Below are 12,590 nucleotides of genomic sequence, written 5' to 3'. Positions count from 1 at the left end.
CAAACCCGGCCCTACTCGTTCCCCTGCTCCATGAGACACCCGTTCGGGTGAACCCTCCACCGGAGAGCGGTGCGGTGCGGCCGTATGCGGGCGCCCCGCTGGCGGGCCCGGCCCCGTGACCCTTGCCTGAAGGGGTGCCCACCCGTGTGCGGAACGCCCTGTCGGCAGCGCTGATCGCCCTGTCGTGCCTGCTCGTGCCGTTCGGCGCGCTGGCGGCCTGGGCGATGTACGGGCTGGCGGACACCGGCAGATACGTCGCCACGATGGCGCCGCTCGCGGCGGATCCGGCGGTGCAGGGCGCGGTCGCGGACACCGTGGGCGCCGGGATCACTGACGAGATGGACCGCCGGCTGCAGGCGTCACCGGCGGCGGACGGCGTGCGCCCCTTCGTGGCCGACGCGGTGCGCTCCTTCACCCGGACCGCTGCCTTCCGCACGGCGTGGGACGCGGGCAACAGGGCGGTCCACGACGCGGTGCTCTCAGCCGTGCAGGACGGCCGCGAGCGCGCGGTGACCGTCGACCTGGCCCCGATCACCGCCCAGGTCAAGCGCCGGCTCACCGACGACCACGTCCCTCCCCCAGCCTCCGGCCGGGGGGACCCCCATCTCGCTTCGCTCGCCCGCCACATCCCGGTCGAGCACACCGAGGTCCCGGTGCTCCCGGCCGACGATCTCGACCGGCTCAGGAAGGGGTACGACGTGCTCGAAGTCGCCGGATTCTGGCTGCCCGTCTCGGCCGCCGTCCTCGCCACGGCCGGCATCGGCGTCGCCGCGTGCCGTCGCCGCGCGGTCACGGCGACCGCCCTGGGCACGGCCCTCGGCGGCGCGTTCCTCGCCCTCGCGGTGGCGATCGGCCGCCGGCTCACCCTGGCCGACATCCCCGACCCGACCCACCGCCCGGCAGCAGGCGCGATCTACGACGCCCTGACGCAGACCCTGTGCACGGTGTCCTGGCTGCTGATCGCCGTGGGCCTGACCGCGGCCCTCACCTGCCGCCTCACGGCATACGTCACCCAACGCCGCCGAGCCGGCGCAACACCCCCCGCAGACCCGGCTCACGAGCCGACGCGAGCCCGAGTCTGACGGGCGTCCCGGCTGCCCTCACCTGCCGCCCCTCACAGGGCACCTCGCGCCACGTCGGCGAGCGTCCGCAGCGCCCGTCGCAGATCCGGCCCGGCAGCCGACACGAGCCCGAGTCTGACGGGCGTCCCAGGTGCCCTCACCTGCCGCGGCTGCCCTCACCTGCCGCCCTCACAGGGCACCTCGCGCCACGTCGGCGAGCGTCCGCAGCGCCCGTCGCAGATCCGGCTCGGCAGCGGATGCGAGCCCGAGTCTGACGGCGTCCGGGGTGTGGTGGGGGGCGACGGTGAAGGCGGGGCCCGGGGTGACCGCGATGCCGTGCGCTGCCGCGGCGGCCGTGAAGGTGTCGGCGCGCCATGGGGCGGGCAGCTCCCACCAGGCGAAATAGGCCCGGGGATCGGACCGTACGGCGAAATCTCGCAGCTCCTCGCCGACGATGCGCTGTCTGCGCGCCGCGTCCGCCCGTTTCGCCGCGACCAGCCGCTCGACCGTCCCGTCCGCGATCCACCGCACGGCCGCCTCCAGCGCGAAGCGCCCCGCGCTCCACCCACCGGACCGCACGGCCGCCGCCACCACCTCGACACACCCCTCCGGCACGGCGACGAAGCCGACGGTGAGGCCGGGTGCGACGCGCTTGGAGAGGCCGTCGACGACATAGGTGAGGCCGGGCGCGTGCGCGGCGAAGGGGTCGTCGTCCGCGAGGAAGGACCAGATCCGGTCCTCCACGACGGGGATGCCCAGGTCGAGCACGGTGCGGGCGAGCCGGCGCCGCCGCTCGGGGCCGGTCGTCAGCGAGGTCGGGTTGTGCAGCGTCGGCTGGAGGTACAGCGCGGCCAGGGGAGCGGTGCGGTGGGCGGCGGCGACCGACTCCGGTCGCGGGCCCTCCTCGTCAGTGGCGAGCGGCACCAGGGTGATGCCGAGCCGCGCGGCGATCTCCTTGACCACGGGGTACGTCAGCGCCTCGACGCCGACCCGGCCGCCCGGCCGGACCAGCGAGGCGAGGGTGGCGGCGACGGCCTGGCGGGCGTTGCCGGTGAACAGCAGCCGCTCGGGGGCGGGGTGCCAACCGGGGGTGGCGAGCAGCGCGGCCGCCGCCTCACGTGCGGCGAATGTGCCGGTGGCGGGGGACGGGCGCAGGGCCTCGGTGAGGACGTCGGGGCGCTGGAGCGGCGCGAGGGCCGGGGCGAGGAGCTCCGATTGGCCGGGCGCGCTCGGGTAGTTGAGCTCCAGGTTGACCGGCGCCGCCGTCACGGCCTCGACGAGGGCACGCCCGGTCCCCACCGGAGCGGCCCGTACGAAGGTCCCCCGGCCGACCTCGCCGACGACCAGCCCCCGCCGCACGAGTTCGGCGTACACCCGCCCCGCCGTCGACCCGGCGATCTGGCGGCGGCGCGCGAACGCCCGCTGCGGGGGCAGCCGTTCGCCGGGCCGCAGCCGTCCGGCGGTGATGTCGTCCGCGATGCGGTCGGCGATACGCCGGTAGTCGTTCACGCGCCCTCCCCTGACATTGCACCGAGGGCAAAGATCTTATTGCACCGAGGAGTTGAGGGGATCTAGGGTCGTTCACATGACCCCTTTCCTCGCATACGAGGACAAAGGCGCCGATAGCCCTTCGGTTCCGCTTGTCCTCGTCCACGGCCACCCCTTCGACCGCACGATGTGGGCCCCGCAGATCGAGACGTTCGCCGCCACACGCCGGGTCGTCGCCCCCGACCTGCGCGGCTACGGCGCCTCCCCCGTCGTCCCCGGCATCACCCCGCTCTCCGCCTTCGCCGAGGACATCGAGGCGCTCCTGGACGACCTGAAGGTGGAGACCTTCGTGCTGGCGGGCCTGTCGATGGGCGGCCAGATCGTCATGGAGTGCTACGCCCGCTTCCCCGAGCGCATCCGCGGTCTGGTCCTCGCGGACACCTTCCCGGCGGCGGAGACCGAGGCGGGCAAGCGGACGCGCGGCGCCATGGCGGACCGGCTGCTGCGCGAGGGCATGCGCGGATACGCCGACGAGGTGCTGGAGAAGATGGTCGCGCCGTATGCGACGGGCGAGGTCAAGGCCCACGTCCACCGCATGATGACGGCGACCCCGCCCGAAGGCGCAGCGGCGGCCCTGCGCGGCCGCGCCGAACGCCCCGACTACCGCGACCTGCTGACCCGGGTCACCGTCCCCGCCCTGGTCGTCGTGGGCGCCGACGACGCCTACACGCCCGTCTCCGACGCGGAGGCGATGCACGCGGCCCTCCCGGACTCGACCCTGCGCGTGATCGAGGGGGCGGCGCACATGCCCAACCTCGAACGGCCGACGGAGTTCAACGAAGCCCTGACGGCGTTCCTGCGGCAGGTCGACAGCTCCTCCCGGAACTGAGCCTCCTCCCGCGCCACGCAACCTTCGCCCCACGGCCCCCGTCTTTGAGGGAGGATTCGGGCATCCCACTCGCGAGCGGAAGGCCGGGGACGTGGACACTGCGGCTGCCGAGTGGACGGCGCCCCCGGACGGCACCCCGGGACGTCGCGCCGGGCGGCGGTTCGGCGCCTGGCTGGCCGGGCTGCTGTTCCTGGCCGTCAGCGTGATCGTCGGCTGCCGGGTCGCGGACACCGACGGCATCACCCCCGTCCCGCAGGCGCTCGCCTTCCTCCCGTGGCTGCTCGTGCCCGCCACCCTCGGGCTGCTGCTCGCCGTGCTGTCGCGCTGGTGGTTCGGCGTCGTGTGGGCCGTCGCGCTGATCGGTCTGCTGGCCTGGTTCATCGAGCCGTACGGCAAGAGCAGCCGGCCGGGCGGACCCGGGCTGGCCTCCTTCCGGGTACTGACCTCGAACGTCGAGTTCGGGCACGGGACCGACGCCCTGGTCGCCGCCGTCCGCCGGGAGAAGCCGGACATCGTCTTCGTCCAGGAATGCGAGCAGACCTGCGACGACACCCTCAGGAAGGCCCTCGGCACCGCCTATCCGCACCGGGCGGCACAGATCGCCGGCGGTTCGAAGGGCTCGGTCGTCCTCAGCCGCTTCCCGCTCGACCCCGCCGGCGGCGTCGACGGCGCCATGGCCATGCCCGGCGCCGTCGCCGACGTCCGCGGACAGGCCGTACGGCTCCAACTGGCGCACCCCATGCCGCCGCTGCCCGGCCGGACCGACGAGTGGCGCCGCGAGCTCGGCGAGCTGCGGGACTTCGCCGCCGAGGACCACCGCACGCCCCTCGTCCTCGCCGGGGACTTCAACGCCTCCCAGGACCACGCCGCCTTCCGCCGCATCCTGGACACCGGCCTGCAGGACGCCGCCCGGCTCGCCGGCCACGACCGCGCGCCCAGCTGGCCGGCCCGGACCGCACCGACGCTCGGCGTGCAGATCGACCATGTGCTGCTCTCCGACGACTTCTCCGTCGGCGCCACCCGCTTCCTCGACCTGAAGCACACCGACCACCGCGCACTTGTCGCCGACCTCACGCTCCACCAGCGGCGATGAGCTGAACACCGGTGCCCATAATGGGCCGCATGCCCCGCGAGCTCCCGATCGGCCTCACACCCCCCGACTGGCTCGTGCGGAACCTGCGGGCCCAGCAGGCCCCCGTCAACCGGGCCGCCGTGATCCGCGCCGCCGTCGCGATCGCCCTGCCCCTGGCCATCGGCCTCGCGGTCGACCGCCCCTTCTACGGCGCCCTCGCCTCCATGGGCGCCCTCACCGGCGTCATCAGCGACACCGCCGCCGCCTACCGCGTCCGCGTCCCCACCATCGCCATCCCGCAGCTCTTCGGCGCCGTCGGCATCACCCTCGGCGCCCTGGTGTACGGCCGCGGCTGGGTCGCCGTCGTCGCCGTCACCGCTGTCGCGCTGGCCTCCGGGATGATCTCGACGATCGGCGCCGTCGCCTCCGCGTCGGGCCTTGTGCTGCTGCTGACCTGTGTGGTCGGCGCGGGTCTTGCGATGCCGGGCGAGTGGTGGCTGGCGCCGCTGCTGATGTCCGGCGGCGGGCTGCTCGTCCTGGTCCTCGCGCTGCTCGCCTGGCCGCTCAGATCGGGCGTGCCGGAGCGGACCGCGGTCGCGGACACCTACCGGGCGGTCGCCGAGCTGCTCACAGCCGTCGGCGGCGGCACCCAGGCGTACGACGACGCCCGGCACGCCGTCACCCAGTCGCTGAACCAGTCGTACGACATCGTCCTCGCCCATCGCGCCCGGCATCACGGCCGCAGCCCCGAACTCGCCCGCCTGCTCGCCCAGTTGAACGCGATCACGCCGGTCGTCGAGGCCGCCCCCGTCGCCCACCTCGGCGCCGCCCCGCTCCCGCCGGAGATCCCGCAGGCCGTACGGCATCTCGCGTCCGCCGTCGAGACCGGCTACACCGGCCCGACCGGGCTGAAGCCGCCCGCCCCGGACGCCACGGAGACCGTCCGTGCCGTCGACCACGCCCTCAGGTACGCCGCCGAGGTCGTCGCCACCCCCGACGTCGACCCCCGAGGCATCGACGACCGCCTGGGCCGACCGGCCGCGCTGAGCATCCGGGCCGCGCGCGCCGCCCGGGGCGTCGCCCTGTCCGCCGCCTCCTGGCGCTACGGCCTGCGCCTGGCCCTGTGCATCGGCATCGCCCAGGTGCTGGTCTCGATCCTCCCCGTCCCCCGCTCCTACTGGGTCGCCCTCACCATCACCTTCGTCCTCAAGCCCGACTTCGGCTCCGTCTTCTCCCGCGCGCTGCTGCGCGCCCTCGGCACGGTCGCCGGTCTGGTGATCGCGGCGGCGGTGCTGTCGGAGGTGCCGCGCGGCTGGTGGGACGTACCGGTGCTGCTCCTGCTCGCCCCGCTGATCCCGGCGCTCACCCCGCGCGGGTACGGCTATCAGACGGCCGCCATCACGCCGGTGATCCTGCTCCTGTCGGACGTCCTGAACCGCCAGGGCACCGCGCTGCTGCTGCCCCGCCTGGTCGACTCCCTCATGGGGTGCGCCATCGCCCTGGTCGCCGGATATCTGCTGTGGCCGGAGAGCTGGCACACCAGGGTCGGCGACCGGCTCGCTGACGCCGTGGACGACACGGCACGCTATGTCGAGGCCGCCTTCGGCCCGTCCGCGGTCGACCCGCCGGCTCGCGCCCGGATGCGCCGCCGCCTCTACCGCGACCTCTCCGCCATCCGCACCGAGTTCCAGCGCGCCCTGACCGAACCACCGCCCACCGGACGCCGGGCGGCCGCATGGTGGCCCCTGGTCGTGGCGGTGGAACGCATCGTGGACGCGACGACGGCGGCACAGGTGCGAGTACGCCACGGGGCGGCCGCACCGTCCAACGCCGAGGTGACCCAGGTCGTACGTCAACTGCGGGAGTTGGCGGAGGGGGTACGGAAGGCCGAGACCCCGTACGAAGTCCGCACAGACCTGGCAGGCCCGGTCGGCAGCGTCCTGGAGCCCCTACGGCAAGAGGTGGCAGCGGCACGCGCAATCGCCTCCCCACACTGAAAACGCGCCCCAAAGGGGCTCGGGGAACTGCGCGATCAACCACAAGAAACCCCGCAGCCGCCCACAGATAGAAATCCCCCGAGCTGTTGGGCGAACCAAAAAGCCGGCGCGGCCGCCCCGTGCAGGAGGGCGACCGCGCCATGTGGGGGGTGGGTACGTGACGGTGCTAGCGGGCGGCCTTGTGCAGGGCCTTGTCCATCGCGGCGGCGAACCCGTTGGCCCACAGCTGCTCGACGCGGGACGTCTCGTTGGCGTCGGGCTGCGAGTTCGTGCAGGACGGACCGGGCCCGCCACCGGACATCAGCTCACTGCACGGCCCCTCGTAGTGGTCCGGCAGACCCAGCACGTGCCCGGTCTCGTGCGCGGTGACGCGAGTCGAGTCGTACTCCTGGTTCTGCTGGTAGTCGAGGAAGATGTAGCCGTTGCCGTGACCGTCGGTCGAGGCGTACGAGCCACGGGGGTCGTTGCCCTCGCGGTAGGTGAAGTCGGCGTTCGAGCCCTGCTGGAGCTGGACGTTCGACACCGAGCTGTTCCATATCTCGGTGCTGCGGGCTATCTGCGCGCTGAACGCGGGCGCCCCGGAGGCGTCGTAGGTGACGGTGACGGCCGCGGCGCTCGGGTTCTCGGCACGCTTCTCGGCGACCGACTTCAGGACGGCCTGGAAGAAGGCCTTACTGGCGTCGGAGTCCGAGGACTTGGCGATGTAGCCGGCGGTGTCGGGAGCCGGGGCAGCCGACGCCGGAGCGATGGTGCCGAAGCCGAGGGCCGCGACGCCCAGACCGACGGCTATCGCCGAACGGGCGGACAGGGAAAAGGACATGCGCATCGATGACTCCTAGGTGGGGGGTGAGTCGTCAAGGCGAGTGTCTGCCGCTGTGTGGCCGCTGTGATGATGGCAATCGGTGATAGCGCCGCCCTATCGGGGCCCCGATTAGCTGTGATCGGAGGGGGTTTGTGCGGCTGGTGAAAGCTTTGATTCCGCTTTAATCTTCCAGGGCATGGAGCTCGAGGTGAGACACCTCCGCGCGCTGTGCGCCATAGCCGACACCGGCAGTCTGCACCGGGCCGCCCGCGAGCTGGGCGTCGCCCAGCCGTCGCTCAGCACACAACTGCGCCGGATCGAGCAGGAGCTGGGCGGCGCGCTGTTCCTGCGCGCGAGAACCGGCTGCCGCCCCACGCCGCTGGGCCGGCTGGTCCTCAGCCGCGCCCGCCCGCTGGTGGCCGATATGCGTGCCCTGGTGGCGGAGGCGAGGGCGGCCGCGGTGGGCGGCCCGGAACTGCGGGTCGGCTCCACCGCGAGCAAGGCACTGGCGGGCTGGCTGCGCCGGCTGCGCGGCCACGGCCAGGACCCCACCCTCCACATGAACGTCTCGCCGAACGCCCTGCTGCGCATGGTCGCCGACGGCCAGCTGGACGTCGCCTTCGTGCACGAGGTGGAGGGCTCGCCCCTGCGGATCCCGCCCGCGCTGTGCCTACGCGTGTTGATGGAGCGCGAGCCGCAGTTCGTGTCACTGCCGACCGACCATCCGGCCACGGCGAAGTCCGAGGTCAGCCTGCGTGACCTGGCCGACGACCGGTGGATGGTCGACCCGACGGTGGACGGGGAGTGGGACGCCGTGCAGCGGATGTTCCGCGCGGCCGGCGTCAACCCGCATGTCCTGCACGGCGACTACTACACCGCCGACGCCCTGGTCGCCACCGGCGAGGTCGTCGCGGTCTGCCAGCCGACCCACGCCGACAGCCCCACGATGGCGGTACGGCGCCTGCGCGGCGACCCGCTCGGGGTACGCCTCCTCCTGGCGGCCCGTACGGAGACGGACCTCGACGGGGTGTATCCCGCGCTGGAGGAGGCGTACTGGGAGGCGGCGCGCCAGGCGCCGGCGTACCGGGCGTGGCTGGAACACGACGGTGAGCGGCAGCCGCCGGTCCCAGCACTCCCGTAAGGGCACCGGCTCAGACGCCGATGTCGCAGCCGTCCTTGCGCCAGACCGCCACGACGGCCGGGCGGTTGATCTTGCCGGCACCGTCGGGCCAGGCGCTCAGCGGCTTCTCGGCCGTGGCGCCGTCGATCTCGCCCGGGTGCTGCACGGCGACGAGAACGCGGCGGTCCTGGATGAGCGGACCGCAGGTCTCGGCGCCCTTCGGCACCGTCAGGAACTGCTTGAGGTCACCGCGCTTGTCACCGCGCGTGGCGACGCCGAAGAGGCCGTCGTGCGAGCCGAGCTGGTTGCCGTCGGTGGAGATCCACAGGTTGCCGTGCGAGTCGAAGGCGACGTTGTCCGGGCAGGAGATCGGGGAGACGTCGTCCTTGGGGAACCCGGCGAAGTAGGTGGCCGGGTCGTCCGGGTCACCGGCGACCAGGAACAGCGTCCAGGCGAACTTCTTGCTGTCGGCGCAGTTCCAGCGCTCGGTCAGCTCCAGGATCTGGCCGTGCTTGTTGGCGTTGCGCGGGTTGGCCTCGTCCGCCTTGGCGTTGGCGCCGACACCGCGGTTGGTGTTGTTGGTGAGGGCGACGTACACCTTGCCGGTGCGCGGGTTGGGCTCGATGTCCTCGGGACGGTCCATCTTCGTGGCGCCGACCTTGTCACCGGCGAGGCGCGTGAAGACGAAGACCTCTTCCGCGGTCATCCCCTCGACGTGCGATTCGGCACCCTTCGCCGTCGCCGTGGCCAGCGGAATCCACTCGCCGCTGCCGTCGAATTCACCGTCGGCCGGGAGCTTGCCCGTGCCGTCGATCTCGATGGCCGGGGAGTCACCGGTGAGCTTGGCGACGTACAGCGTGCCCTCGTCGAGCAGCGAGAGGTTGTGCTCGCGCACGGACCGGCTGCTGCCCTTCTTCATCCGCTTGCTGCTGACGAACTTGTAGAAGTAGTCGAAGCGCTCGTCGTCACCGGAGTAGACGACCGGACGGCCGTCGTCGGTCAGCCGCACGGTCGCGCCCTCGTGCTTGAAGCGGCCGATCGCGGTGTGCTTGCGCGGCTTGGAGGTGGGGTCGTACGGGTCGAGCTCGACGACGTACCCGAAGCGGTGCGGCTCGTTGGGCTCCTGGGCCACGTCGAACCGCTTGTCGAACCGCTCCCACTTACGCTCGGTCGCACCCGTCCCGAGCCCGTACCGCTTGTCCGTGGCGCGGGTGGCGTTGGCGAAGTACTGGTTGAAGTTCTCCTCGCCGTGCAGCGTGGTGCCCCACGGCGTGACACCGCCGGAGCAGTTGTTGAGCGTGCCGAAGACCTTGGTGCCGGTCGGGTCGGCGGAGGTCTTCAGCAGGTCGGAGCCGGCGGCGGGCCCGGTGATCTTGAACTCGCTGGTGGCGGTCACACGCCGGTTGAGCGGGTGCCGGGACACGGGCGTGAGCTTGCCGGTCCGGTGGTCGTTCTCCACGACGACGGCGGACAGCCCGTGGGCCGCCCAGGCGACCTCGACCTGCTGCTTGGTCGGGTTGGCGGCGTCGTAGCCACGGAACATGAGCACTTCGTCGGTGTACTCGTGGTTGGCGACGAGGACCTGCCGGCCGTGCTCGCCCGGCAGCGGAAGGAGCGCCAGGAAGTCGTTGTTGTAGCCGAACTGCTTCGACTGCGATTCGCCGGTCTGGTTCTCCGGGTCGAACGCGGGCGCGCCCCGCAGGATGGGCTCGCCCCAGCGGATGACGATGCTCTGCGCGTAGCCGTCCGGGATGGTCACGGCGTCGGCGGTGTTCGGCGCGACGGGGCTGAAGCGCAGGCCGCGCGCACCGCGGGACGCGTGCCGGGTGCTCGTGGCGGCGGTGTCGGCGGCGGCCTCGGCGGCGCTCGCCTTCGGGGCGGCGACGGTGGCGGAGGCGCCCACGGCGGAGGCCGCGGTGACGACGGCGGCGGCGCGCATCACGGTACGGCGGCTGAGGGCGTCGGCGATGACGTCACCGACGTACGGGTTGGCGGAGGTGTTGGGCACCTCGTGGAAACAGGCGTCACCACACCGGAAGCGGCAGGTCAGGGCCGCTCGGCCACCGTGATGCGAGTCATTGTTGACACTGACGATCGGCAACTGAATGCGCATGGCTCTTTGTACTCCCCTTGCTTCCCCTTGAGTGCAGCGTGGGGGACGGTAGGGGCACGTTTGTGCGGGAGCGGGGCCTTTGAATGAACGAAAGGTGAACTGGAGGTATCTGTACGGCAGTTGCTGCGCGTACCCGGCGCAGCGCCCCTGCGGCGCGATGTGACCCTTGACGTATGGGGACCCCAGGTGCCCGCCCCTGCCCAAGATCACCATCTGGGGCCGCTAACCTTACGTGTCCGTCCTGGCCAGGGATATACGGGCATCAACTCACGCGAAGGGTTGCGCACATGGGCATTCTCACTCTCCTGCGGAACGCGTTCGGCCGGTCACGCAAGGAGCGTGCCGCCGAAGCAGAGGGTGCGACGACGCCTTCGCCGGCACCGCGCCCGACGGTCCCCTCCCCGTCCCCGGAACCCCAGCCTCCGGCCACCGCACAGGTACCGGAACCACGGGCATCGGAGCCGACGGAGGCCGCGCCGGCCCCGGAGAAGAACGAGCACGAGCTGGTCTCAGCAGCATTCAACAACGTGACGGTTCCAGAGCCGGCGGCGGTCGAGGAGCCGGTTTCGGCAACCCCGATGGCTGAGGAACCGGTGATTGAGGAGCCGGCGGTCGAGGAGCCGGTTACGGAGACGCCGGCCGTCGAAGAGCCGGTCGTCGAGGAGCCGGTTGCGGAGACGCCGGCGATCGAGGAGCCGGCGGTCGAGGAGCCGGTTGCGGAGACGCCGGTGATCGAGGAGCCGGCGGTCGAGGAGCCGGTCGCGGAAACCCCGGCCGTCGAAGAGACCGTCGCCGAAGAGCAGGCCGCAGAGGCGCCCGCTGTCGAGGAGCCGGTCGTCGAGCCGGTCGCCGAGGAGCAGGCCGCGGTCGAGCCTGCCGCGCAGACCCCGGCCGTCGAAGAGGTCGTCGCCGACGAGCCCGCTCCGGCAGCCGTGACCGAGGAGCCGACGCCGGAACCGGAACCGGAACCGGAGCCCGACCCGGTCGCGGAGGAGCCGGTCGCCGAGGTCGCACCCGACACCGAGCCGGAGCCGGCCGTAGAGGAGCCGGTGGCCGCCGACGGCGAGGAAGCCCCACAGGGGCCAGTCGCGGCCGACGACGAAACCAGCACGGGCGGTGCGGGTGGGAACACCGACGCCGAAGGCGAAGCCGAGGCGGAGGCCACGGCCACCACCGACACCCCCGCAGCCGCCGACGGCGATGACGCCCCACAGGGGCCACCCGCGGCCGACGACGAAACCCGCACGGGCGGTGCGGGTGGGAACACCGACGCCGAAGGCGAAGCCGAGGCCACAGCCACGGCCCCCTCCCTCCCCGCCGGCCTCCTCACCGCCTACAAGGCCGCGGAAACCGTCCTGCACGAGCAGAACCTCACCGGCACCACCGCCAAGGTCTACCTCGTCCTCGACCGGTCCGCCTCCATGCGCCCCTACTACAAGGACGGATCGGCCCAGGCCCTCGCCGAGCAGACCCTCGCCCTCGCCGCCCACCTCGACCCCGAGGGCCCCGAGAACCCCGAGAACCCGAAGATCCACGTCGTCTTCTTCTCCACAGAACTCGACGGCACCAGCGAGCTCACCCTCACCGACCACGAGAACAAGATCGACGACCTCCACGCCGGCCTCGGCCGCATGGGCCGTACCAGCTACCACGCGGCCGTAGAGGAAGTCCTCACCCACCACACCAAGACCGCCCCCGACACCCCCGCCCTGGTCGTCTTCCAGACCGACGGCGCCCCCGACGCCAAGACCCCCGCCACCCACGCCCTCACCGAGGCCGCGAAGACCCACCCCACCGTGTTCTTCTCCTTCGTCGCGTTCGGCGACCCGGAGAACAAAGCCTTCGACTACCTCCGCAAGCTGAAGCTGGACAACACGTCCCACTTCCTCGCCGGCGAGACCCCGAAGGAACTCACGGACGCGGAGATCTACGAGGGCATCCTGGCGACCTGGCGCCCGTAACCACCGAAAACCACCGAAGAGCACCCCGGGCCGCCCCTTCCCACACCTCGAAACGGGAAGCGGGCGGCCCACCCATGTCGGCTACGA

9 protein-coding genes are annotated in these 12,590 nt (G+C 72.4%); 6 read left to right on the top strand and 3 right to left on the bottom strand.

Going from position 1 to position 12,590, the window contains the following annotated elements; all coding sequences use genetic code 11:
• Window positions 1-134 precede the first annotated feature (134 nt).
• Window positions 135-1,082: a hypothetical protein gene (locus OG254_RS25525; protein WP_405585839.1), complete on the top strand. Its 948-nt coding sequence runs from the start codon at window positions 135-137 to the stop codon at window positions 1,080-1,082.
• Window positions 1,083-1,250: 168 nt separating this feature from the next.
• Here OG254_RS25525 and OG254_RS25520 read toward each other — a convergent pair whose 3' ends face one another.
• On the bottom strand, window positions 1,251-2,570 hold the full coding sequence (locus OG254_RS25520; protein WP_405585836.1) for a PLP-dependent aminotransferase family protein: 1,320 nt from the start codon (window positions 2,568-2,570) through the stop codon (window positions 1,251-1,253).
• A gap of 76 nt (window positions 2,571-2,646) precedes the next feature.
• Between OG254_RS25520 and OG254_RS25515 the strand changes: the two genes are divergently transcribed.
• From OG254_RS25515 to OG254_RS25505, 3 genes are all read left to right on the top strand, one after another.
• A complete protein-coding gene (locus OG254_RS25515) occupies window positions 2,647-3,438 on the top strand; it encodes an alpha/beta fold hydrolase (RefSeq protein ID WP_405585833.1) in 792 nt (263 codons plus the stop codon).
• Between the two features lie 91 nt (window positions 3,439-3,529).
• Window positions 3,530-4,531 carry an endonuclease/exonuclease/phosphatase family protein gene (locus tag OG254_RS25510; protein WP_405585830.1) on the top strand — a complete coding sequence of 334 codons (1,002 nt, stop codon included), beginning with the start codon at window positions 3,530-3,532 and terminating at the stop codon, window positions 4,529-4,531.
• A gap of 29 nt (window positions 4,532-4,560) precedes the next feature.
• Window positions 4,561-6,507 (top strand): FUSC family protein, encoded by a 1,947-nt coding sequence (locus OG254_RS25505; RefSeq protein WP_405585828.1) that lies wholly within the window; start codon window positions 4,561-4,563, stop codon window positions 6,505-6,507.
• A gap of 166 nt (window positions 6,508-6,673) precedes the next feature.
• Here the strand turns inward: OG254_RS25505 and snpA are convergent, their stop codons facing one another.
• Window positions 6,674-7,333 (bottom strand): snapalysin, encoded by a 660-nt coding sequence (gene snpA / locus OG254_RS25500; protein WP_405585825.1) that lies wholly within the window; start codon window positions 7,331-7,333, stop codon window positions 6,674-6,676.
• Window positions 7,334-7,505: 172 nt separating this feature from the next.
• Between snpA and OG254_RS25495 the strand changes: the two genes are divergently transcribed.
• Entirely contained in the window at window positions 7,506-8,450 is a 945-nt protein-coding gene (locus OG254_RS25495) for a LysR substrate-binding domain-containing protein (RefSeq protein ID WP_405585822.1), read from the top strand.
• Between the two features lie 10 nt (window positions 8,451-8,460).
• Here OG254_RS25495 and OG254_RS25490 read toward each other — a convergent pair whose 3' ends face one another.
• Window positions 8,461-10,542, bottom strand: a complete 2,082-nt coding sequence (locus OG254_RS25490; RefSeq protein WP_405585819.1) for a PhoX family protein — start codon at window positions 10,540-10,542, stop codon at window positions 8,461-8,463.
• 578 nt (window positions 10,543-11,120) lie between these two features.
• Here OG254_RS25490 and OG254_RS25485 point away from each other — a divergent pair.
• Window positions 11,121-12,503, top strand: coding sequence for a VWA domain-containing protein (locus OG254_RS25485; RefSeq protein ID WP_405585816.1), 1,383 nt, complete (start codon window positions 11,121-11,123; stop codon window positions 12,501-12,503).
• Window positions 12,504-12,590: the final 87 nt, after the last annotated feature.

Source organism: Streptomyces sp. NBC_01092, assembly GCF_045039535.1.
GTDB lineage: Bacteria > Actinomycetota > Actinomycetes > Streptomycetales > Streptomycetaceae > Streptomyces.
The sequence above is the reverse complement of the archived record's forward strand: the minus strand, read 5'-3'. Positions and strand labels throughout refer to the sequence as shown.